Annotated in this window: 18 protein-coding genes; 9 read left to right on the plus strand and 9 right to left on the minus strand. The window is 64.8% G+C overall.

The window, feature by feature from the left end:
• The first annotated feature begins 178 nt into the window (after positions 1-178).
• The 3 genes from ACOIX3_RS02200 (at position 179) to ACOIX3_RS02210 (ending at position 6474) form a co-directional block, all read left to right on the plus strand.
• Positions 179-3631, plus strand: a complete 3453-nt coding sequence (locus tag ACOIX3_RS02200) for an acyl-[ACP]--phospholipid O-acyltransferase (RefSeq protein ID WP_420968196.1) — start codon at positions 179-181, stop codon at positions 3629-3631.
• A 75-nt stretch (positions 3632-3706) separates the two neighbouring features.
• A complete protein-coding gene (locus tag ACOIX3_RS02205; RefSeq protein WP_420968197.1) occupies positions 3707-5482 on the plus strand; it encodes a flavin-containing monooxygenase in 1776 nt (591 codons plus the stop codon).
• 29 nt (positions 5483-5511) lie between these two features.
• Positions 5512-6474 carry an alpha/beta hydrolase gene (locus ACOIX3_RS02210; RefSeq protein WP_420968198.1) on the plus strand — a complete coding sequence of 321 codons (963 nt, stop codon included), beginning with the start codon at positions 5512-5514 and terminating at the stop codon, positions 6472-6474.
• A 158-nt stretch (positions 6475-6632) separates the two neighbouring features.
• Here ACOIX3_RS02210 and ACOIX3_RS02215 read toward each other — a convergent pair whose 3' ends face one another.
• The 3 genes from ACOIX3_RS02215 to ACOIX3_RS02225 all read right to left on the minus strand — a co-directional run bounded on the left by ACOIX3_RS02215 (position 6633) and on the right by ACOIX3_RS02225 (position 9336).
• Positions 6633-7838 carry an ABC transporter substrate-binding protein gene (locus ACOIX3_RS02215; protein WP_420968199.1) on the minus strand — a complete coding sequence of 402 codons (1206 nt, stop codon included), beginning with the start codon at positions 7836-7838 and terminating at the stop codon, positions 6633-6635.
• 284 nt (positions 7839-8122) lie between these two features.
• The gene (locus tag ACOIX3_RS02220; RefSeq protein WP_420968200.1) at positions 8123-8350 is read right to left on the minus strand and encodes a hypothetical protein; all 228 of its coding nucleotides are present in this window, start codon (positions 8348-8350) and stop codon (positions 8123-8125) included.
• Positions 8351-8892: 542 nt separating this feature from the next.
• Positions 8893-9336: a hypothetical protein gene (locus tag ACOIX3_RS02225; RefSeq protein WP_420968201.1), complete on the minus strand. Its 444-nt coding sequence runs from the start codon at positions 9334-9336 to the stop codon at positions 8893-8895.
• Between the two features lie 214 nt (positions 9337-9550).
• Between ACOIX3_RS02225 and ACOIX3_RS02230 the strand changes: the two genes are divergently transcribed.
• Entirely contained in the window at positions 9551-9748 is a 198-nt protein-coding gene (locus ACOIX3_RS02230) for a hypothetical protein (protein WP_420968202.1), read from the plus strand.
• 247 nt (positions 9749-9995) lie between these two features.
• On the opposite strand, the gene ACOIX3_RS02235 is transcribed toward ACOIX3_RS02230, so the two are convergent.
• The 3 genes from ACOIX3_RS02235 to rpmB form a co-directional block, all read right to left on the minus strand.
• The gene (locus ACOIX3_RS02235) at positions 9996-10712 is read right to left on the minus strand and encodes a methyltransferase domain-containing protein (protein ID WP_420968203.1); all 717 of its coding nucleotides are present in this window, start codon (positions 10710-10712) and stop codon (positions 9996-9998) included.
• 101 nt (positions 10713-10813) lie between these two features.
• Positions 10814-11419 (minus strand): DEAD/DEAH box helicase family protein, encoded by a 606-nt coding sequence (locus tag ACOIX3_RS02240; RefSeq protein WP_420968204.1) that lies wholly within the window; start codon positions 11417-11419, stop codon positions 10814-10816.
• 179 nt (positions 11420-11598) lie between these two features.
• Positions 11599-11907, minus strand: coding sequence for a 50S ribosomal protein L28 (gene rpmB / locus ACOIX3_RS02245; protein WP_092120029.1), 309 nt, complete (start codon positions 11905-11907; stop codon positions 11599-11601).
• A 351-nt stretch (positions 11908-12258) separates the two neighbouring features.
• Between rpmB and ACOIX3_RS02250 the strand changes: the two genes are divergently transcribed.
• The 5 genes from ACOIX3_RS02250 (at position 12259) to ACOIX3_RS02270 (ending at position 19247) form a co-directional block, all read left to right on the plus strand.
• Positions 12259-13089 (plus strand): DUF3108 domain-containing protein, encoded by an 831-nt coding sequence (locus tag ACOIX3_RS02250; RefSeq protein WP_420971952.1) that lies wholly within the window; start codon positions 12259-12261, stop codon positions 13087-13089.
• 623 nt (positions 13090-13712) lie between these two features.
• Positions 13713-17240, plus strand: coding sequence for a helicase-related protein (locus ACOIX3_RS02255; protein ID WP_420968205.1), 3528 nt, complete (start codon positions 13713-13715; stop codon positions 17238-17240).
• A gap of 21 nt (positions 17241-17261) precedes the next feature.
• Positions 17262-17546 carry an RNA-binding S4 domain-containing protein gene (locus ACOIX3_RS02260; protein WP_092120020.1) on the plus strand — a complete coding sequence of 95 codons (285 nt, stop codon included), beginning with the start codon at positions 17262-17264 and terminating at the stop codon, positions 17544-17546.
• 137 nt (positions 17547-17683) lie between these two features.
• On the plus strand, positions 17684-18022 hold the full coding sequence (gene fdxA / locus ACOIX3_RS02265; RefSeq protein ID WP_092120017.1) for a ferredoxin FdxA: 339 nt from the start codon (positions 17684-17686) through the stop codon (positions 18020-18022).
• A 430-nt stretch (positions 18023-18452) separates the two neighbouring features.
• Entirely contained in the window at positions 18453-19247 is a 795-nt protein-coding gene (locus tag ACOIX3_RS02270; RefSeq protein ID WP_420968206.1) for a CarD family transcriptional regulator, read from the plus strand.
• A 556-nt stretch (positions 19248-19803) separates the two neighbouring features.
• Here the strand turns inward: ACOIX3_RS02270 and ACOIX3_RS02275 are convergent.
• From ACOIX3_RS02275 to ACOIX3_RS02285, 3 genes are read right to left on the minus strand one after another with little or no spacing between them, the layout of a single operon-like run.
• Positions 19804-20340: a response regulator transcription factor gene (locus ACOIX3_RS02275; protein WP_173640164.1), complete on the minus strand. Its 537-nt coding sequence runs from the start codon at positions 20338-20340 to the stop codon at positions 19804-19806.
• On the minus strand, positions 20330-21712 hold the full coding sequence (locus tag ACOIX3_RS02280) for an ATP-binding protein (RefSeq protein WP_420968207.1): 1383 nt from the start codon (positions 21710-21712) through the stop codon (positions 20330-20332). Before ACOIX3_RS02280 ends, ACOIX3_RS02275 begins: the two co-directional genes overlap by 11 nt.
• The gene (locus ACOIX3_RS02285) at positions 21684-22514 is read right to left on the minus strand and encodes an SURF1 family protein (protein WP_420971953.1); all 831 of its coding nucleotides are present in this window, start codon (positions 22512-22514) and stop codon (positions 21684-21686) included. Before ACOIX3_RS02285 ends, ACOIX3_RS02280 begins: the two co-directional genes overlap by 29 nt.

A 22514-nucleotide genomic window follows, 5' to 3' on the forward strand; every position in this document is an offset into this window, starting at 1 on the left:
TTTCTGCCGGGCATTGTCGCGGCGCCCGGCGCGGCCGATCCGCGATGGTTCGAACCGATACGTTGCGGAAAAGACTAAAGGCTGCGGGATCTTCGTCATTTTCACCACGCTCTCCATTCTCTGCCACCCGAATTCGCAGACCTGCCAGCGCCGTGCGCGCTAACCCAAGGAACCGGTCATGATCAAGGAATTGATGACGTCCCGCCGCTTCGCGCCGCTGTTCTGGTCGCAGTTCTGCTCGGCGTTGAACGACAACGTGCTGAAGAACGCGCTGGTCATCATGCTGCTGTATGGCATCGCCAACGAGCAGGGGCCGGCGCTGGTCCAGCTCGCGGGTGCGGTGTTCATCTTGCCGTTCTTCGTGCTGTCGGCACTCGGCGGCGAGCTCGCCGACCGCTACATCAAGTCCGTCGTGGCGCGCCGGCTGAAGTTCTTCGAGATCTTCGCCGCGGCCTTTGCCGCGGCCGGCTTCTTCACCCATTCGGTCCCGCTGCTGTTCATCGCACTGGCGCTGTTCGGCATCGTCGCCGCGCTGTTTGGCCCGGTGAAATATGCCGTGCTGCCCGATCAGCTGTCGGTTTCCGAGCTCGCGACCGGCAACGCGCTGGTCGAAGGCGCGACCTTCATGGCGATCCTGATCGGCACCATCGCGGGCGGCATGTTCGTCGCCGGTGCCAGCCACATGGGCTGGATCTGCGCAGCCGTCGTGGGTCTGTCGGTGCTGTCCTGGGGATTTGCCTCGCGCATTCCGGTGACGCAGCCGTCCGCGCCCGATCTGCCGATCACCAAGAATCCCTGGACCTCGACCGTGCGCCTGTTGAAGTCGCTCTACGCCGAACAGCGGCTGTGGGACGGCATGGTGATCGTGTCCTGGTTCTGGATGGTCGGCGCGATCGTGCTGTCGCTGCTGCCCGCGCTGATCAAGGAGGGCGTCGGCGGCACCGAGGGCGTCGTCACGCTGTGCCTCGCCGTGTTCGCGATCGGTATCGCCGCCGGCTCGCTGTTCGCTGCCCAGCTGAGCCATGTCCGCCCGAATCTCGCACTGGTGCCGATCGGCGCCATCGTGATGGGCGTGATCGGCCTCGACCTCGCCTGGGCGATCGCCACCACCTCGCTCGGCAAGGACGTCACCGCGGCGGCGTTCGCGGCCTCGTTCGGCGGCTTCCGCATGCTGGCCGATTTCTTCCTGTTCGCCTTCGGCGGCGGCCTGTTCGTGGTGCCGTCGTTTGCCGCCGTGCAGGCCTGGACCGCGCCGTCCGAGCGCGCCCGCATCATCGCTGCCGGCAATATCCTGCAGGCAGGCTTCATGGTTGCCGGCGCGGTGTTCGTCGGCGCGCTGCAAGCTGCCGGCCTGCCGATCGCCTGGATCTTCTTCGGCCTTGCGATCGCGAGCTTCGGCACCGTCTGGTTCGTGCTGAACAAGTGGGGCAAGGAAGGCGTGCGCGATTTCGGCGCGCTGCTGTTCCGGGCGCTGTTCCGGCTCGAGGTGCGCGGCATGGAGAATCTGCCCCCGGCCGGCACGCGGATGCTGATCGCGCCCAACCATGTCAGCCTGGTCGACGGCCCGCTGCTGCACGCCATGCTGCCGATCGACGCGAGCTTCGCCGTCGACACCGGCATCGCCAAGGCGTGGTGGGCCAAGCCGTTCCTGAAGATGATCAAGCACTACACGATGGACCCGTCCAAGCCGCTGGCCGCGCGCGACCTGATCAAGCTGGTCGCCGCCGGCGAGCCGGTCGTGATCTTCCCGGAAGGGCGCATCACGGTCTCCGGTTCGCTGATGAAGGTCTATGACGGCACCGCGATGATCGCCGACAAGGCCGATGCGGTCGTCGTTCCGGTCCGCATCGAGGGCGCGCAGCGTTCGCATCTCAGCTATCTCAAGAATGGCGAGATCAAGCGCTCCTGGTTCCCCAAGGTGACGATCTCGATCCTGCCGCCGGTCAAGCTGCCGATCGACCAGTCGTTGAAGGGCAAGGCGCGCCGCAACGCCGCCGGCGCCGCGCTGCAGGATGTCATGATCAACGCCATGGTCCAGAACGCGATGCTCGACCAGACGCTGTTCGAGGGTCTCGGCCATGCCTATCGCGACCGCGACACCGGCAAGCCGATCATTGAGGACGCGCTCGGCACCAAGCTGACCTATCGCAAGCTGATCCTCGGCGCGCAGGTGTTGAGCCGCAAGCTCGAGCAGGGCACTGCCGTCGGCGAGAATGTCGGCGTGTTGTTGCCGAACTCGGCGGGCGTCGCCGTCGTGTTCATGGCGCTGCAGACCATCGGCCGCGTGCCGGCGATGCTCAACTTCTCGGCAGGTCCAGTCAATGTGCTGGCCGCGATGAAGGCGGCGCAGGTGAAGACCGTGCTGACCTCGCAGGCCTTCATCGAGAAGGGCAAGCTCGACAAGCTGATCACGGCGATGGCCGGCCAGGCGCGCGTCGTCTATCTCGAGGACGTCAGGGCCGACATCGGGCTCGCCGACAAGATCACAGGCTTCCGCGCCGGCATCGCGCCGCGCGTCGCCCGCGAGGCCAACGATCCCGCGGTCATCCTGTTCACCTCGGGTTCGGAAGGCACCCCGAAGGGCGTCGTGCTGTCCCACCGCAACATCCTCGCCAACGCGGCGCAGGCGCTCGCGCGGGTCGATGCCAATGCCAACGACAAGGTGTTCAACGTCCTGCCGGTGTTCCACTCGTTCGGCTTGACCGGCGGCATGATGATGCCGCTGCTCGGCGGCATCCCGATCTTCATGTATCCGTCGCCGCTGCACTACCGGATCGTGCCCGAGCTGATCTACCAGACCGGCGCCACCATCCTGTTCGGCACCGACACCTTCCTCACCGGTTACGCCCGCTCGGCGCATGCCTATGATTTCCGCACACTGCGGCTCGTCATTGCTGGCGCCGAAGCGGTGAAGGAGCGCACGCGGCAGATCTACATGGAACGCTACGGCATCCGCATCCTCGAGGGCTATGGCGTCACCGAGACCGCGCCGGTGCTGGCAATGAACACGCCGATGGCGAACCGCCAGGGCACCGTCGGCCGTATTTCGCCGCTGATGCAGTATCGTCTCGATCCGGTCCCCGGCATCGAAGAAGGCGGGCGGCTGTCGGTGAAGGGCCCGAACGTGATGCTCGGCTACCTCCGCGCCGAGAATCCCGGCGTGCTCGAGCCGCTGCCTGAAGGCTGGCACGACACCGGCGACATCGTCACGGTCGACGCGCAGGGCTTCATCGCGATCAAGGGCCGCGCCAAGCGCTTCGCCAAGATCGCGGGCGAGATGGTCTCGCTGTCGGCGGTGGAGACGATGGCATCCGCGCTGTGGCCGCAGGCGATGTCGGTCGCGGTCTCGATCCCCGACGCGCGCAAGGGCGAACGCATCGTGCTGCTCACCACCGAGAGGAATGCCGATCGCGCCGCGATGCAGCGCCAGGCCAAGAGCGTCGGCGCCTCCGAGCTCGCGGTGCCCGCCGACATCCGCGTCGTCGACAAGGTGCCGCTGCTCGGCACCGGCAAGACCGACTATGTCGGTGCTACTGCGCTTGCGAAGGAACTCGCCGCCGCGCCTGCGGCACAGGCCGAACCCGCCGGCGACGAGGCCGAGCCGGACTCGCTGCAGCAACACGTTGCATGAGTCTTGGCATGATGGTTGTGCTTTTCGGGAGCATGTTGTCAGATAGTCGGCAACTGCTCCCGAGAAAGCACGATCATGCTGGACAAACTGAACCCGGCTACAGAGGACGCGCCTGAACTGTTAGCCGAGCGATGGATCGGCGCGCTGGATGCGGCGCTCGCCAGCCGCTCCCTTGACGCTCTTTCCGCGCTGTTCGCGCCCGACAGCCACTGGCGCAACATCTTCGGCATCTCCTGGCATTTTGCGACGTTCAGCGGGCGGTCGAGTGTCGTTGCCGAGTTGCTGCAGCGTGCTGCCGCGGTGAACGCGCGGGGATTTCGTCTCGACGACCGTGCCTTGATACCGCGGCGCGCCGTGATGGCCGGACAAGAGGTGATCGAGGCGGTCTTCACCTTCGACACGTCGAACGGCCCCGGCACCGGCGCGGTCCGCCTGTTGCGCGGCACGGACGGAAATTCCGCGGCGTGGACGTTCTCCACGATGCCTGACTTCGACCGCATCTGCGACGCGCGCGCCGCGCGCGCCACCGAGCAATCCCACGCGCGCGATTTCGCCGCACCCGACTGGCTGGAGCAGCGGCAGGCCTCGCACGCCTATGCCGACCGCGAGCCCGATGTCCTGATCGTCGGTGGCGGCCATGCCGGCATCGCGGCCGCCGTCGAGTGCAAGCGGATCGGGCTCGATGCCCTGATCGTCGATCGCCAGCAGCGCATCGGCGACAATTGGCGGCTGCGCTATCGCGGCCTCAAGCTGCACAACAAGACGCCGGTCAATCTGTTTCGCTACTTGCCGTTCCCACTGAGCTTTCCGGACTACATCCCGAAGGACAAGATCGCGAACTGGCTGGAAAGCTATGTCGACATCATGGAACTCGATTTCTGGACCGAGACCTCATTCGAAGGCGCGCGCTACGACGACGCGACGCAACGTTGGACCGTGACGCTGCAACGGACCGATGGTTCGCGCACGCTGCATCCGAAACACATCGTGCTCGCGACCAGTGTCAGCGGCACGCCGAACATTCCCGTCATCCCCGGCATTGAGCAGTTCGGCGGCAAGGTGCTGCATTCCAGCGCGTTCGCGGCAGGACGCGAATGGGCCGGGCGGTCGGTCGTCGTGTTCGGCACCGGCACCAGCGCGCATGACATCTGCCAGGAGCTGCACGCTGCGGGCGCCGATGTCACGATGGTTCAACGCAGCCCGACCATGGTAGTCAATGTCGAGCCCGCGCAGCTCTACGACAAGACCTATCTCGGCGAGGGCCCGCCGATCGAGGTGCGCGACATCCTCAATTCCGGCGTGCCGCTGCCGGTCATGAAGATCGCGTACCGGATCATCACCGACGAGGTGAAGCGGCTCGATGCGCCCTTGCTGTCGCGGCTGGAGCGCGCCGGCTTCCGGCTCGAATTCGGCGAGGACGGCACCGGCTGGCCGCTGAAATTCCGCTCCCGCGGCGGCGGCTACTATTTCAATGTCGGCTGCTCCGAGCTGATCGCCGACGGCAATATCCACCTGATCCAGGCCGCCGACATCGCGGATTACACCGCCACCGGCCTCGCGCTGAAGGACGGCACGTCGCTGAACGCCGAGCTGTTCGTGCTCGCCACCGGCTACAATGGCCCGGACCATCTCGTCGGCAGGCTGTTCGGCGAGGATGTCGCAGCGCGCGTCGGCCGCGTCTGGGGCTTTGACGATGCGACGCAGGAGTTGCGCAACATGTGGAGGCGCACGGGCCAGCCCGGCCTCTGGTTCACCGGCGGCGCGTTCTCGCAGGCCCGTATCTACAGCCGCTTCATCGCGCTGCAGATCGCCGCGATCGAGGCCGGCACGCTTTCCAAGCACCTGACCTGAACCTGAACTGCAAGCACTGAAGGACTCCCATGCCGCTTCCGCTCGATCCCGTCATTGAGACGATCATCCCACAGCTGCCGCTGCGCGATCCCACAACCATGACGCCGCAGAGCTGCCGCGATTCGCTGCGGGCGCTGGCCGATGCCCGCAAGGCGGTGTCGCCGCCGCCGGTCGACGTGGCGCGTGATATCGAAGTCGCGGGCGCCGCGGGCAAGCTCGGCGCGCGGCTCTATCGCAACGGCCGCGGCACGGCGCCGACCGTGATCTTCTTCCATGGCGGCGGCTGGGTTGCCGGCGATCTCGAGACCCATGATCGCCAGGCCCGCAACCTCGTGATCGAGACCGGCGCTATCGTGATCTCGGTCGATTACCGCCGCCCGCCGGAGACGCGGTTTCCCGGCGCGTTCGAGGATGCATTTGCCGCAATACGCGATGTGATCGCGCGTATCGCCGAATTCGGCGGCGATCTCTCCCGCATCGGCGTCGCCGGCGATTCCGCGGGCGGCAATCTCGCCGCCACCACGGCGCTGGCCTGCCGCGATGCCGGCATCAGGCTCGCCGGGCAGCTGCTGGTCTATCCCGTCACCGACGTGGTCGGCAATTTTGCCGATCCCACCGAGAACGCGAAGTTTCCGTCGCGCGCCGAGAATGCCGAGGGCTATTTCCTGACGCGTGCGACGATGCAGTGGTTCGCGGGACATTATCTCGCAGATCCCGCGCAGGGTTCTGACTGGCGCGTCTCGCCGTTGCGCGCGAAGTCTCTCGCCGGTGTCGCACCGGCTGTCGTCACCACCGCCTGGTTCGACCCGCTGCGCGACGAGGGCCATGCTTATGCCAAGGCGTTGCAGGCGGCCGGCGTGCAGGTCGCGTATCACTCCGGCGAGGGCCTGATTCACGGCTACTTTGGTCTTGGCGATGCCTCTGAGGCCGCGCGTGCCGAGGCGCAGCGGGCGCGGGCGGATTTTCGGGTGTTGCTGGAGCGGGGAGTCTAACCTCCTCGTCGTCCCGGCGAAGGCCGGGACCCATAACCACCGTAGCCAGTTGTTGCACCGGGCTGCGGCCCCAGCGTCCGCCCAAACGTCCAGTCGGGGTAATGGGTCCCGGCCTTCGCCGGGACGACGCTGGGGATAGTTTGCGTTCGACAACCCCCTCAATCATTCCCGATCGTGTCGCCGAACAGCTGCCAGGTCTCGCCGTTGAACTTCTGCAGCCGCATCGCTTCGACCGGGAAGTAGTCGGTCGGCGAGGTCTTCACCTTGATGCCGGGCAGGAACATCGGCAGCGCGATGTCGAGATTGGCGGCCTGCTTCATGATGTTCTCATGGGTGAGGTCGTCGCCGCATTGCCTGAGCACCTGCACCGTTGCCTCCGCCACCACATAGCCGTAGACGATCAGCTGGTCCTGCAGATTGCCGTCCGGGAAGTACTTCTTCATGAAGTCCTGCCAGGCGATCACGTCCGGATCCGCCTTCCACTGCGGATCATTCGGATCCTTCAGCGAGTACGACGAGATGATGTCCTTGGAATGTTCGAAGCCGGCGGGCTTCAGCACCGAGGACACCGAGGTCGAGGTCGCCGCGAGGAAGAACAGGTCCGGCTTCCAGCCGATCTCGCCGATCTTCTTGATCGCCTGCGCCGCCTGCTTGGGGATCGCGTGCATGAACAGCACATTGGCGCCTGACGATTTCAGCTTCACGATCTGGCTGTCGACCGTGGGGTCGGTCGATTCATAGGTCGTCTCCGCCACCACCATCCTGGCGGTGTTCTCTGCGCCCAGCCCCTTCTTGAAGCCGTTGCCGTAATCCTTGCCGGCGTCGTCGTTCTGGTAGAACAGCGCGATTCTAGCGTCCGGCTTGTTGGTCAGCACATATTTGGCGTAGACCGCGGTCTCGGCCTGGTACGACGGCTGGAAGCCGATCGACCACGGATAATGCTGATAGTCGCCCCACAGCGTGGCGCCGGCGCCGACGAACAGCTGCGGCACTTTCTTGTCGTTGAGATATTTGCGCACGGCAAGGCCGGTCGGCGTGCCCAGCGGATTGAGGATCGCGGCGACCTCCTCCTGCTCGACCAGCTTGCGGGTCTGCTCCACCGTCTTCGGCGGCGAGTAGCCGTCGTCGAGCGTGATCAGGTTGATCTTGCGCCCGTTCACGCCGCCCTGGTCGTTGATCATCTTGAAGTAGGCGGCCTGCACCTTCGCGATCACGCTGTAGGCCGACGCCGCGCCGGAGAATGGCGAGGTCTGTCCGAGCTTGATCTCGGTGTCGCTGGTACCCGCGCCGTATTTCTTCTCGGCGGCGTGCGCCTGTGTCGCGAGCGCAAGCGCGAGTGCTGCCGTGATGGCCTTCCAGATCATCGTGAGCCTCCCTGTGGCGTTCTTATTGTTCGCGAGGGAGAGCTTACGCAGGTCGAGGGAGGCGGGCTTGCGACGAGACGCCGGGGCAGGGATGCGAAAATGCGGCCGGGGTGCGATTATTACCGTCGTCCCGGCTATTACCGTCGTCCCGGCGAAAGCCGGGACCCATAACCACTAACGTTTGCCGTTACGCCGACTGTTTCCCCAGCATCGCACCAAACTGACAGCCGGGGTAATGGGTCCCGGCTTTCGCCGGGACGACGATGATGAGATAGCGACGCCCCTCAGCGGTAGCGCACACTGCCGGTGGTGACCGGATCGGTCGGCAGCACGGTGGCGCCGGCGCGGCTGGCGGCGGCGGAGGTGATCATGCCGGGCTCGGCCGCGGCCTGCACATTGCGGGGCGGGTTGAATTCGAGGATGACGAGGACTGCCGTGGCCAGCACCGCCACGGCGGCGGTTGCGAGCGCAGGCACCAGTCTTCCGCGCGTCTCGGCTGCGCGAACTTGCATTGACCAATTCCTTTATTGGGGTCGTTCTTTGGACGTGATGTAAGAACGGCCAGGCTTCTTCCCAAGAGTGCGGCGCACATGCCTCACAATCAGTTGTGCCGGCCGTGATGTCCCTCACGGTGCTCGAGCCGCGTGGCGTTCGCCGCGTCGAATCGCATTCGTGTCGGACGGCTTGTTTGCACACCATGAGTTGGAAGAGATCGTGGCGTTTTGCATGCGCCTCATGCGCTCGTGATTGATCGCGTGAGGTTGTGATTAATGCCGCTGCGACAAGCCGTTTTTGCCGTGATTTAGAGGCTTTCTTCGTCGTGCGCGGCGCGCGCGTTAAGCCTTTCTTCACGCGCTTTCAACGCATCTCGCAGAGATTCGTGTGATGTGCGCGTGATGGAAGCGATGACACCGCTGCCATTGGCAGCAGCTGTCAGCGGACTTGCCATAAACTTGGAGCCGACCTCATCGCGAGGCCTGTCGCGCCGTCTTGTCCGCCGAAGCCTTGGCGAAGGCGGAAGCTTTAACGAAGGCGGAAAGCAATCCATCTCTCCTCACGCGACGCGATGGATGATTTTACTTCGCGCGTTATTGCGCAAAGAAGAATCCACCTCGCCAGCGCGCCGCGCCTGCACGCGCACCGGTCGGATCGATTCACCTGTCAGACAGCGGGAAGAGGGCCACTGGGCGTCAGGACCACACGCTGTCACCGTCCGCGACGCGGTGCGCTCGTCGCCCGCGCTTCTCGCGGCCACCGCATTCCGCGCCCAACGTCCGTGACGATCGCGATACGCCCCTCTCAGAGGAGGCGGGACGCGCTGCTCGTAATGTTGAGTTGGGGTCTCGGGGAAGAGGAATATTTTCTTCGCGAGGACTGGACAGGCGGTGTCGCCTTGAATTTGCTGGTGAAATTCGCCTTCTGGCGCACCGTTGTCGCAGCCGTGGAACAAGCGCTGCGGCATCGACTTGATGCAGCGGGCTGGATTGCCGGCCTGCACGGCCCTGCAATTCCCCTGCCCCCAAAGCCAGGGCCGTGCACTTCCCGGGAGACGCAGCTCCCTTCAGTCGATTTCCTTCGCTGTGTTCACTAGTGCACCGTCCAGCCACGTTCCGCAGGCGTAGGCTCGGTCCATCACCGCGCGAATATCCGGCATGGCCGGTGACCGAGAACGCCAGTTGCGCTCCCGCCTTCGGATGGAATGGAGCAGCGTGATGCAGAACAGCCTTCCCAACCCGCGCAGGTCCCCGGAGCAACGCCTTGCTGACGAATCGATCCGCCTCCGCGGCGAAGCCCGCGTCATGCCTCCCGGCGTCGCACGCGACCGCCTGATCCGCATGGCCCGTCAGGCCGAGACCGCCTCGCACATCGACGCGTGGGTGATGTCGCCGGGGTTGCGGTCACCGAAGTGAGACGCGCGATGGCGCGATCCATCCTGTCCTCGCGACGCGCTACGATCTGGAGCGCGTGATCCGGCAGCGGCCGGTCGTTCGATGCAGATTTAGCATGCTGCGAGGTGACCGCGTGCGTTTGAGCGGCGCGATAGGCCCAGGTCGTGCGGCAGCTTGATCTTTGTTCGTGATGCAGAGCGCCCATGGAGCGTCCGCGAGACTGGGCTTGGTTGTCACCGCTCATCGCGAACGGTGAAAGCGGATTTTCCTAGCCAGGCTTAGAAAATGACAAAATTACCTCCCGCCGCATGCGCCCATCGAGCGACTCTTGGCCGTTCCCAACGGATGGAGGAGGCAGGTAGCGACGGTTGGCTGGCAGGAGCCTAACGCGTCTTGTTTCATTTTTTAGTCCTGCTCTTTCCGCGACCGCAGATACAATTTTTGCGTTTGGAATGAACGTCCCGCGAACCGTATTTTCTCCCACCACATAAATGGCTCTGCCACCTGGCTTGAGAACGCGCGCCGCCTCTGCAACAGCTTGGCGCATGTCCTCAATATAATGAGCAAGTACGGCCTCATGTCTCGGGGATAGAGGAGGGCTCAATTTGAGACCCGACATGATGTTCTTGATTACGTCATCCTTGTGAGCATCTTTGTCGCTCGTCTCATTCCCAACACTCTCCGCTCGGATGTTCGTGAGCTCCTTAATATTGTGGCCCATCCAAACTAGCGAAAACTTGCTGCAGCGCATGTAGTCAATTGCGTTCAGGTAGGGTGGGGAGGTTAGAACAAGATCGATAGCTCCGCTGGCGATCGCTAATGATCGTGCATCGCCAAGTGCAGTCTGTGTCGCGGGACTGTCGTGAGCTTGATCTTGTCGAATGCAATTCTTGAGAACGTGACCTGTTGCCCTAAGAAACTTCCCAAACGGTTTCACCGGGGCGGTTTCGAAAACCTTGTGCGGGCGGCTGTGCGAAAGATCCATCGCAAGAGACGCGCCGGCTTGTTTCGTGATGATAAGACGCGAGAAAGCGCACCAAAGTACATCTCTCGTACGGTTGTCTTGGACCCTAAGAATAGCCTCCGCTAGAGCCGCCAGCTGACGACGCGCATACGGATCGAACCAGTATCGAATGAACTTTCGTGTCTCGTCGTCAGCGTGGCGCGGATCCGCGTTACGTCGCCCTTGTTGATGAGCGCGTTCGGTGTCGCGAAGTCGGCTTCGTCGTCGATTACGACCTTCTCGCGCACGCGTTCTAGCTTTTGATTCAGCTTTGCGAGGTCGCTAGCATTCTTCTTGCAGAAGATGACATGGAATCCCGTCGCGAAGGAGTACTCGGGATCAATGACGTCAGAGAAGTTACGCGCGGCTGGCGACAGATTTGATCGCTGAAATCTATCAAGATTCTGCTGGAGCAGCTGAACGCTGTCGTTCAACAAGTGAATGATAATTCGGTTTCCATCGTCGAGTAATTTTGCGGTAAGGCAGATCATCATTTCCGTCTTGCCGCTTTGTGGCTCGCCGTAGATCACGAACGAACTCGTGCCCGCGCGCAAAGTCTCGCAGGCGCTGGAAACCGCAGCCTCCACGCAGGATGTCTGTTTGTTGAGTTTCTTTAGGCGATTGAGTTGACCCAAGTAACGTTCGCGCTGGGCCGCGATCCCCCTCAGCTCTTCGACATTGACGGCCAACAGTCACCCCTTCCCTATCGCAGTTGAGCGTTCTCGTTCCTGCGATCATAGCGGGTGGTTTGTCGGCGGCATAGGGTTCGCTTACTTCTCCGATGGTCGAATTGTCGCAAAACAAAAACGGCCGGGTCATCGACCCGGCCGTTCAAAACTCTCTCCGCGTATTCCGCGTTTGGTTGAGCTCAGCTCGCCTTCTTCACGAACACCGGCTTGCCGACCTTCTTCTCGATCGCGCGCTTGAGATCGAGGGCGCGGGGCGACAGCACCTCGGCCTTGGCCTTGATCAGGTAGGCGTCGAGGCCGCCATTGTGGTCGACGCTCTTCAGCGCATTGGTCGAGACACGCAGCCGCACGTTGCGGCCGAGCGCATCCGAGATGAAGGTCACGTTGGCCAGGTTCGGCAGGAAGCGCCGCTTGGTCTTGATGTTGGAGTGGCTCACCTTGTGGCCCGTCTGGGGGCCCTTGGCCGTCAGTTCGCAGCGCCGGGACATTACCAAAATCCTTATTGCGTCCCCGCTTCCGGCGGCACGTGCGATCACGCGGCCCGCGCGGGGGTTTTGAATTCGCGTCCATTTTCCAGGAACCGCGGGTGTATAGGGGGAGAATACCCAAGCGTCAAGATTATATCGCCGCATAACCGTACCGGGAAATGGCGGTTCATAAGCGCTACCAGCCACTTAACGGCGGATATAGCAACCATATAAAGGGCGTATTCGGCTGCAAGTCTTGGTTCCATAACAGATGCGCGCGTTGTCCGGCCGAATTGAACGTCCAATTGGATGACGAAAGAGCGCCGATAGCAGGACCGTCAGGTAGGTTAAGTGACCACCGCCATTGCCCTTTTGCCCCCGCTCGGCCGGCTCATCGGCCTCTGCGCTGGTGCCCTCTTGCTGTTTTGCGCCGAGCGCGCCAGCGCGCAAGGGCGGCTCGACGCCCATTATGAGGCGACATTGGCCGGTATCCCGGTCGGCAAGGGTACCTGGACCATCGAAATCGGCGACGACACCTTCTCGGCCTCGGCCCAGGGCGGCACCGCGGGCCTCCTGAAGGCGTTCTCCGGCGGCAGCGGCGCGGGCGCTTCGCAGGGCCGCGTCGTCAACGGCGCGCTGGTCGCCTCCTCCTACACCGCGACCACCACCACCTCGAAGAAATCCGAGACCATCCGGATGGTGCTGGCGGGTGGCGGCATCAAGGAATCCACCATCGAGCCGGAGCCGCCGGTCGATGCCGACCGCCTGCCGGTCTCCGACGCGCAGAAGAAGAACGTGTTCGATCCGATGACCGGCTCGTTCCTGCGCGCGCCCGGCAATGCCGAACTGATGAGCCCGGATGTCTGCCGCACCGGCGCCGGCGTGTTCGACGGCCGCATGCGCTACGACCTCAAGCTCGATTTCAAGCGGGTCGAGATCGTGAAAGCCGAGCGCGGCTATCACGGCCCGGCGCTGGTGTGCGCGCTCTATTTCGTGCCGGTTTCGGGCTACATCCCGGATCGCCCTGTCATCAAATATCTCGCCGCCCAGCGCAACATCGAGATCGCCTTCGTGCCGATCGCGGGCACCCGCCTCTTGGTGCCGTTCCGCATGACGATCCCGACCCCGCTCGGCCAGGCCATGCTGGAAGCCACCTCGTTCGTCACCACCGCCGCGCCGCCGCGCGTGGCGAAGACGCAGTAGGGGATCGATCCGCCGGCTACGCTGTCCGACCGTCATCCTGAGGAGCGCGCAGCGCGTCTCGAAGGATGCACGGCCCGGCCGGTGGCCGTCGATCCTTCGAGACGCGCGCAAAAGCGCGCTCCTCCAGCGACAAAGGCGAAGCCTTTGCGCGGGGATGACGGGTCAGGGAGGGCGACTTGTCAGGGAATGCAACAAACGTCACCGGAATCCAGTTGACTCTTGCCCGCTTCTGATTCGACTCGCGCGCCTCTGGAATTTAAGGAATTCAGTCCGCATATCCTGTGCTTGTGGAGCCCTCTCAAACTTGATCTAGTGCCGCCGCCGTCAGCCTGCCCGAGATGTTGCGGTGAACGTTTCAGGTCTGGAATGGAGTCACCGATTCGGGCGCGATTCGTTCTAGACTCGTTCCGAAGTTTAAGGGCGGCGCAGAAGGCGTCGCATTGTGAGACAGATTCGCCTCAGATGATGCCCATGATCGATCAGTTTCCGGATTTCCGCGTCATTGCGAGGAGCGCAGCGACGAAGCAATCCATCGTGCCGACGCGCACGCGAAATGGATTGCTTCGCTTCGCTCGCAATGACGGCTGACAGCCGCCGGACAATAGAAGAAACACCTGCAAAATATGGCTTTCTCAACTTCGTTCGGAAATGACCGCGTGCCCGGCGCAGGCGTCACTGCGGTGCTGGGGCCGACCAACACCGGCAAGACGCATCTGGCCATCGAGCGCATGCTGGCGCATTCGTCCGGCCTGATCGGGTTGCCGCTGCGGCTGCTCGCGCGCGAGGTCTACAACAAGGTCGCGGCCCGCGCCGGCGTCGACAATGTCGCGCTGATCACCGGCGAGGAGAAGATCAAGCCGAAGGCGCCGCGCTTCTGGGTCTCGACCGTGGAAGCAATGCCGCGCGATCTCGATGTCTCCTTTCTCGCCGTCGACGAGATCCAGATCGCCGCCGATCTCGAGCGTGGTCACGTGTTCACCGATCGCATGCTGAACCGCCGCGGCCGCGACGAGACGCTGCTGCTCGGCGCCGCGACAATGCGGCCGATCATCGAGCGGCTGTTGCCGGGCGCCTCGATCGTCACGCGGCCGAGGCTGTCGCAGCTCGAATTCGCCGGCGACCGCAAGATCACGCGGCAGCCACGTAGAACCGCAATCGTCGCGTTCTCCGCCGATGAGGTCTACGCGATCGCCGAGTTGATCCGCCGCCAGCATGGCGGCGCGGCCGTGGTGCTGGGCTCGCTCTCGCCCCGCACACGCAATGCGCAGGTCGAGATGTTCCAGAACGGCGATGTTGATTACCTCGTCGCCACCGACGCGGTCGGCATGGGCCTCAATCTCGACGTCGATCACGTCGCCTTCGCCTCCGACCGCAAATATGACGGCTATCAGTTCCGCCGGCTGACGCCGGCCGAATTCGCGCAGATCGCCGGCCGCGCCGGGCGTGCCACGCGCAACGGCACCTTCGGCACCACGGGCCGCTGCGCGCCGTTCGAGCCGGAGCTCGTCAACGCGCTGCAGAACCACACTTTCGACAGCGTCAAGATGCTGCAATGGCGCAACGCCAGGCTGGATTTCGCCTCGCTCGGCGCCTTGCAGGTGTCGCTGGCGCTGTCGCCCAATCATGAGGCACTGACGCGGGCCCCGGTGGCCGAAGACCTCCGCGTGCTCGAACATGTCGCGCGCGACGCCGAGGTGCGCGAATGGGCGCATGGGGCTAAAGCGGTGGAGCGGCTGTGGGAGGCCTGCCAGGTTCCGGACTACCGAAAGCTGGCGCCGGCCGCCCATGCCGAACTCGTGACCACGCTGTATGGCTTCCTGATGCAAAAGGGTCGTATCCCTGACGCATGGTTTGGCGCTCAGGTCGACCAGGCCAACCGGACCGATGGCGATATCGACACGCTATCGGGCCGGATCGCGCAGATCCGGACCTGGACCTTCGTTGCCAACCGGCCCGACTGGCTCTACGACCCGGACCACTGGCAGGGGATCACGCGCGATCTCGAAAATAAATTATCCGATGCGCTGCATGAACGGCTCACGGAGCGTTTCGTTGACAGGCGGACCAGTGTATTGATGCGCCGCCTGCGGGAGAACTCAGTTTTGAATACGGAAATTGGCAAGACCGGTGAAGTGATCGTGGAAGGCCACGTGATCGGCCGGCTCGATGGTTTCACCTTCGCACCTGATGCGGCCGAGGCCGGCAGCGACGCCAAGGCGCTGCAAGCCGCCGCCCAGCAAGTGCTGGCGCGCGAGATCGATACGCGTGCCGAGAAACTGGGCGCCGCCCCCGACGAGCAGTTCGTGCTGACCTCCGACGGCACCATCCGCTGGACCGGCGATGCGGTGGCCAAGCTGGTGGCCGCCGACGACGCGCTGCATCCGCGGTTGCGCATCATTTCCGACGAGCGGCTGACCGGCGCCTCGCGCGAGGCCGTGCAGACCCGACTCGATCTCTGGCTCAAGACGCATATCGAAAAGCTGCTCGGGCCGCTGTTCGAACTGTCCAAGGCCGAGGATATCCAGGGCATCGCCCGCGGCATCGCCTTCCAGCTCGTCGAGGCGCTCGGCGTGCTCGAGCGCAGCAAGATCGCCGCCGAGATGAAGGATCTCGACCAGCCCTCGCGCGCGGCGCTGCGCAAATACGGCGTGCGCTTCGGCGCCTACCACATCTACTTCCCGCAGCTCTTGAAGCCTGCGGCGCGCTCGCTGGCCTCGCTGCTATGGGCCGAGAAGCAGAGCAATGTCGACATGGGCGCGCTGTCGAATGTGCAGCATCTCGCCTCCAGCGGCCGCACCTCGTTCCCGGTCGACAAGGCCCTGCCGCGCGACGGCTATCGCGTGCTCGGCTATCGCCAGTGCGGCGAGCGCGCGGTGCGCGTCGATATTCTCGAGCGGCTCGCCGATCTGATCCGCCCGGCGCTGGCCTGGCGCGAGACCTCGCCGGGCGAGAAGCCCGCTGGCGCGTTCGATGGCCGCGGCTTTGTCGTCACCCAGGCGATGACCTCGCTGACCGGCTCCGCCGGTGAGGATTTTGCCTCGATCCTGCGCGCGCTCGGCTACCGCATGGACCGCCGTCCGCCGCTGCCGCCGAAGGCTGTCGAGATTGCGCCTGCCGAGGCCACCGAGACCGTCGCTGCGGAGACGCCGTCGGCCGAGGCGATATCCGATGTCGCCGCAGACGCGCCGGTCGATGCCGCCGCTGAGGTGGTGGCCGATGCGCCGGAGGCCGCCGCTGCGCCCGAGGCCGAAGCTGCCGTCGAGCAGCCGGTATCGGGCGATCCCGCGCCGTCCGCCGCGCTGCTGCCCGATGTCGGATTCGCCGAGGTGGTTTCGAGCGAGGCGACGCCGGTTGTCATCGAGGCCCAGCCCGAGCCCGCGGCCGAGGTTGCCGCAGAGCCTGCCGCTGTCGCCGAAGAACCCGCGCCTGAGGCGCCCGCTGCTGAAGTTGCGGCAGAGCCCGCACCTGCCGTGGAAGCCGCTGCGGAGACGCCGACTGAGGCGGTTGCCGCAGAGACGCCGTCAGAGTCCGCCGCCGATGCGCCCGCAGAGATCGCGAGCGCTGACGCTGTGCCCGCCGAGGCCGCTCCCGCCGCCGCGGAGACACCGGCCGAGCCGCAAATGGTCGAAGTCTGGCGGCCCGGCGGCCGCTCCGACGAGCGCCGTCCGCATCATCGCGGTCACGACCGCAACCGCGGCCGCCACCAGAACAAGCCCGCCGAGGGCGCACAGGCCGCGGAGGGCGGCGGCGAGGGCGAGAAGCGCGAGCATCATCGCCGGCCGCGCCGTCACCAGGATTTCCGTGTTCCGCGCCCAGCGGCGCCCGCTGACGGCGCTGCGCCGGTCGCTGCCGCGCCTGCCGATGGCGCGCCGCGCGAGGACAAAGGCCAGCGCCGCGAGCGCTTCGAGGGCAAGGGTCGCGATGAGCGTCGCCGCGACAACAAGTTCGGCGGCGGCGATCGCAAGGGCGGCGATCGTGACCGCGGCGGCCGCGATTTCGGCAAGGGTGGCCGCGACAAGCGCGAAGGCGGCCCGTCGCATCGGCCCTACGCGTCGAGCGCGCCGCGCGAGCGCGACCGTCCGATCGATCCGAACTCGCCATTCGCCAAGCTCGCTGCCCTGAAAGAGCAGCTCGCCGGCCGGAAGGAATAATCCAACCCCTTGGTCTGATGCTTGGACAGACAGCGGCTCGACAAATGGCTGTGGCACGCGCGCCTGGTGAAGGCTCGCACTAGCGCGGCTGAACTCGTCGCATCAGGTCATGTCCGCATCAACGGCACGCGCGAGAAATCGCCGGGCCATGCCGTGAAGGCGGGCGACGTCATCACCGTCGCCCTCGACAACAGCGTCCGTGTGCTGAAGGTAACAGGCTTTGCCGAGCGGCGCGGCGATGCCAGTTCGGCGCGCGTGCTGTATGAGGATTTGCAGGCCGGCAATTTGCAAGCAGGCAAGGAGTAGTTATCTAGCGGTTGCTATCTCAATTTGGGGTGGCAGGCGCGTGAGAATACTGGCGTTTTTCAGGTGCGGCTTCTCTTGCGGCCCCGGTATTCCTGCGCTACGCAACCCCAGAAAAATCGATCGTTCCGGAGTTTTGGATGACCTACGTCGTCACTGAAGCCTGCATCAAGTGCAAATATACCGACTGCGTCGAGGTCTGCCCCGTCGATTGCTTCTACGAGGGCGAGAACATGCTGGTCATCCATCCTGACGAATGCATCGATTGCGGCGTGTGCGAGCCCGAATGCCCGGCTGACGCCATCAAGCCGGACACCGAGCCGGGGCTGGAGAAGTGGCTCGAGGTGAACACCGAGTATGCCAAGAGCTGGCCGAACATCACCCAGAAGAAGGACTCGCCCGAGGACGCCAAGGAGTGGGAAGGCAAGGAAGGCAAGTTCGAGAAATATTTTTCTCCGAATCCGGGCAGCGGCGACTGATTCGCTAGCGTTTGCCCAATAACCGTCGGACTACCCCGATAGGGGCGAGACTGGACCCGCGGCGGCCTCCGTTCGGCCGCCGATTTAACCCTAATGACGGACATATGACCTGAGGATGCCCTGTTATGCCCGGAATCGGGCGTAAACCATTGATTTTTGCGGAAAATGTGCTATATCTGCACCATTACAGGCCAAGAACCCCCTGCCATGCGTACCTTGTGGCTTCGAGGTTCCCGCAAACATCGAACAGGGGCGTGGCAGTTTCCGCGCGCAGGCTGTGTCACAGAAAACGCGTAAAAAGAGTGCTTCAAAGACGACAAAGAAAGCCGCTGTCGTTGCTCGCAGCGCAACCAAGGGCCGTGCCAAGGCGCCCGTGAAGGGGGCCAAGAAGGCGGCGGCTGCAAAGTCCTCAAAGAACAAAAGAAGCGTGATGCCAGAAAAGACTGCCAAGACTGCCGCGAAAGCGGCAGCTGCGAAGCCCGCTGCTGCGAAGGTCGCCCCCAAGACTGCTGCTGTCGCGCCGAAGCCGGCCGCCCCGAAGACTGCCGTCCCCGCCGCTGCTCCGAAGGTTGCCGCCAAGCCGGCCGCCGCGCCGCGCGTCGAGGAGCCGAAGAAGGTCGTGACCCAGCGCCAGGGCTTCAAGGCCAACGAATTCGTCGTCTATCCCGCTCACGGCGTCGGCCAGATCCTGGCGATCGAGGAGCAGGAGATCGCGGGCGCCAAGCTCGAGCTGTTCGTGATCAATTTCATGAAGGACAAGATGACGCTGCGCGTCCCGACGGCGAAGGTCGCCAATGTCGGCATGCGCAAGCTGTCGGAGCCGGCGCTGGTCAAGAAGGCGCTGGAGACGCTGAAGGGCCGCGCCCGCGTCAAGCGCACCATGTGGTCGCGCCGCGCCCAGGAGTACGAAGCGAAGATCAATTCGGGCGACATCGTCGCGATCGCCGAGGTGGTCCGCGACCTCTATCGTTCGGAATCGCAGCCCGAGCAGTCCTACTCTGAACGCCAGCTCTATGAAGCGGCGCTCGACCGCCTGTCGCGCGAAATCGCGGTTGTCCAGCACTCGACCGAGACCGAGGCGATCAAGGAGATCGAAGGCCAGCTCGCCAAGAGCCCGCGCCGCGGCGCCAAGGCCGAAGCCGAGGGTGAAGGCGAGGGCGATGCCGACGGTGAGGATGCCGATACCGATGGCGACGATACCGCCGTCGAAGACGAAGCCGCCTAAGCAGCGTTGCAAGATTTCGAAAGGCCCGGTCGAGAGACCGGGCTTTTTGTTTTTGGACGAAATGTCGCGCGCGCCGCTGCACCTCTCCCCCTGTGGGAGAGGTCGGATTGCATCGTCAGATGCAATCCGGGTGAGGGGTGAGGTCTATCCGTCGACGGCAGTCCCTCGAGAGACCACGACCCCTCACCCGGAGCGCATTCCGCTGCGCTGCATGCGCTCCGGCCTCTCCCACAAGGGGAGAGGCGGTCGCAATATGCGGACGGCGCCGCGCGACCTTGCATATCGCCCCGTCGCAATCGCCCCTTGGCTGATCGCCGCGACTCATGACGTGCTGCGCCACGCTGGCGGCGAGATCGCGGAACCGGCGAGGGGCGCGGCATGCTTGCAGGACGGTCGCTGGGGCGTGGTTACGACTGGCTGTGGACGGCGTTCGCGGTCTCGACGTTCGGCACCTGGGTCGCCTTCGACGCCTTCCCCTGAGACACCGTTCTCGTCGCTGGTTCCAAGGTAGCATTCGTAGTCCGGATTGCACTCCGCTCCATCAGGGCTCCAGCAGCTACTTCACCCGCTGCTTCTCGAGCTTGCGCGCTAGCGTCCGGCGGTGCATGCCGAGGCGGCGCGCGGCTTCGGAGATGTTGAAATCGGTCTCCATCAGGGTCTGGTGAATGCGCTCCCATTCCAGCGTCTTGATCGAGGTCGGCCGCGCCCCGACCTCGATGGCGGCGTTGCCTTGCGCTTTCAGGAACGCGGCCTCGATGTCGTCGGTGTTCGACGGTTTTGCCAGATAGTGGCAGGCGCCGAGCTTGATCGCCTCCACCGCGGTCGCGATGCTGGCAAATCCGGTCAGCACCACGATCAGCATGTCCGGATCATGCGCGTGCAGCGCTTCGACGCAGGCGAGGCCCGATGCGCCGCCGGCGAGCTTCAGGTCGACGACGGCATAGCCGGGCGATTGCTGCTCGAGCAGCTCGCGGACCTCGTCGAGCGAGGCCGATACCGCGACGCCGTAGCCGCGGCGCTCGAACGAGCGCTTCAGCGTGCGGGCAAAGCCCGCATCATCCTCGACGATCAGGAGCTGGCGTTCATCCGTCAAGAGGGTCTCCGATCGCAAGCGTCGAGAGCGGCAGCTCGAGCCTGACCGCGGCGCCGATATCCGGCCGGTTGCGCGCCGTCACCACGCCGCCCAGCTTGCGCACGACATTGACGACCAGGAACAGGCCGAGGCCGCTGCCGGAGCTGCCTTTGGTCGATTGATACGGCTTGCCGACATGCGCCAGCATCTCGCGCGAGAAGCCCGGACCGCGATCGGTCACCGACAGCACCAGTCTGTCGGCATTGCGTTCGGCCATCAGCTCGATCCAGTCACGCGAGACCTCGGCGGCATTGTCGAGCACGTTGAAGATCGCCTGCTTGAGCGCGATATCGGAGACGATCGCAAGATCCGTGCCGAAAGCGTTACGGAAATACAGTGTCGCCGACGGCCGCGTCGTCCGCCATTCCTCCACCAGCGCGGTCAGGAACGCCGCGACCGTGGTCGGCGAGGAGCCTTCGCCGCGGGCTTCGCCGGCCGACAGCAGGATGCCGGTGACGATCGACTTGCAGCGCTGCACCGAGATCTCCATCTCGCCGAGGTCTTGCGACAGCTCGGGATCGGAGGCGAGCGCCGGCATCCGGCGCCAGTCGCCCAGGATGACCGAGAGCGAGGCGAGCGGCGTGCCGAGCTCATGCGCGGCGCCGGACGCCAGCAGGCCCATCTGCACGATGTGGTCCTGCTCGGCGGCGTGCTGGCGCAGCGCCGCGAGGCGGAGGTCGCGGTCGCGCAGGTTGCGGTTGATCCGGGTCATGAACACCACGAGCAGCACGGCGTCGAGCACGAGCCCGATGAACGTGCCGGCGATATAGAGATTGAAGGCCTCGGCAAAGCCCTGCGGTAGCTCCAGTGGCCGGTAGTAGCTGGTCAGCCAGGCGAAGTTCATGCAGACCAGCGCCACCAGCGACCAGGTCGAGGGCGCATCGAGCAGCACCGCGCCGAGCGTCACCTGCAGCAGATAGAGCGACGTGAAGGGATTGGTGGCGCCGCCGCTGAGATAGAGCAGGGCGGTCAATGCCGCAACGTCGAGCGCCAGCGCGACCAGCAACTCGCGGTTGTTGATGTCGGCGCGGTAGCGCAGCCACAGCAGGCTCACGAGGTTGAGCGCCACGAGCCCGAAGATCACGGCCGCCATCGGCAGTAGCGGCAGCGCAACGCCCATCCAGAACTGCACGAAGCCGATGGTAGCGATCTGCCCGATCACGGCGATCCAGCGCAGCTGGACCAGCAGGGCCATGTTCTTGCGATTGGTCGCGAGGTCGGCGGGCGCTGAGAGGTCGAACGGCATGCCGGCAGCCGCGCGCACGGCGGACGGCATCACGGCCGTCCCGGTCGCGGTGTTGTCCTCATGCAGATCCGATGTGCGCTCGAGCATCTGGGCCTGTGTCGCGAGACAGATTGCGGGCTGCGCCGATCAGGCGGCGCACGGCGGCGCGCCTTGAACTCCACCTTGGATCGGAGGCGCCGGCGCGGCCCCTGCCGCTGATGACGCGCAGGAGCGCGCCGGCCAGCATAAAGGCCAGCGCGAACCATGTCAGCGCGTAAATCAGGTGGTTGTTCGGAAACCGCACGATCGTGAGCCCGCCGACGGGAGTGCCGCCCGGATTTGGCGTCGCATCCGCGTCGACGAAGAAGGGAGCTACCTGCGACAACCCATGCGTGGCGGCGATCGCGGCGACGTCGCGCGAATACCAGCGGCCCGCCGCGGGGGCATTGTTGCGCAGGAAACCGCCCTTCGGCTCCGAGATCCGCAGCAGCCCGGTCACGCCGACGACGCCCTGCGGCTCGCCGTCGCGCCGCGTCGCGGGATCGCGCCGATCGGGCGGAACGAAGCCGCGATTGACCAGCACGGTGGTTCCGTCGGTCATACGCAGCGGGGTTAGCACCCAGAATCCGGGACCATCTGCCGTCACGGCCTGCACCAGCGTCTCGTCGGCGTTGAGGAAGGTGCCGCGCAAGGTGACGCGGCGATATTCGTCGCTCGCGGCCGTAACCGCCGGCCATGACGAGGGAGGCGGCGTCGCTGTCGGCGCCGCATGCATGCGCTCCTCCACCCGCTCGATCAGCGCCAGCTTCCAGGTCCTGCGTTCGATCTGCCAGATACCGAGCGCGCTCAGCAGCACCACGCCCAGCATGCCGAGCGTGAGCAGCACAAGCGATGGTCTGGCAGAGCGCAT

Source organism: Bradyrhizobium sp. B120 (assembly GCF_049075665.1).
Taxonomy (GTDB): Bacteria; Pseudomonadota; Alphaproteobacteria; order Rhizobiales; family Xanthobacteraceae; genus Bradyrhizobium.

Coding starts and splice junctions, on each gene's coding strand:
- ACOIX3_RS02215 (WP_420968199.1), bottom strand. CDS start 7,838: ATGATCTGGAAGGCCATCACGGCAGCACTCGCGCTTGCGCTCGCGACA.
- ACOIX3_RS02285 (WP_420971953.1), bottom strand. CDS start 22,514: ATGCGCTCTGCCAGACCATCGCTTGTGCTGCTCACGCTCGGCATGCTG.
- ACOIX3_RS02220 (WP_420968200.1), bottom strand. CDS start 8,350: ATGCAAGTTCGCGCAGCCGAGACGCGCGGAAGACTGGTGCCTGCGCTC.
- ACOIX3_RS02255 (WP_420968205.1), top strand. CDS start 13,713: ATGGCTTTCTCAACTTCGTTCGGAAATGACCGCGTGCCCGGCGCAGGC.
- rpmB (WP_092120029.1), bottom strand. CDS start 11,907: ATGTCCCGGCGCTGCGAACTGACGGCCAAGGGCCCCCAGACGGGCCAC.
- ACOIX3_RS02280 (WP_420968207.1), bottom strand. CDS start 21,712: ATGCTCGAGCGCACATCGGATCTGCATGAGGACAACACCGCGACCGGG.
- ACOIX3_RS02230 (WP_420968202.1), top strand. CDS start 9,551: ATGCAGAACAGCCTTCCCAACCCGCGCAGGTCCCCGGAGCAACGCCTT.
- ACOIX3_RS02210 (WP_420968198.1), top strand. CDS start 5,512: ATGCCGCTTCCGCTCGATCCCGTCATTGAGACGATCATCCCACAGCTG.
- ACOIX3_RS02200 (WP_420968196.1), top strand. CDS start 179: ATGATCAAGGAATTGATGACGTCCCGCCGCTTCGCGCCGCTGTTCTGG.
- ACOIX3_RS02270 (WP_420968206.1), top strand. CDS start 18,453: ATGCCAGAAAAGACTGCCAAGACTGCCGCGAAAGCGGCAGCTGCGAAG.
- ACOIX3_RS02235 (WP_420968203.1), bottom strand. CDS start 10,712: ATGGATCTTTCGCACAGCCGCCCGCACAAGGTTTTCGAAACCGCCCCG.
- fdxA (WP_092120017.1), top strand. CDS start 17,684: ATGACCTACGTCGTCACTGAAGCCTGCATCAAGTGCAAATATACCGAC.
- ACOIX3_RS02205 (WP_420968197.1), top strand. CDS start 3,707: ATGCTGGACAAACTGAACCCGGCTACAGAGGACGCGCCTGAACTGTTA.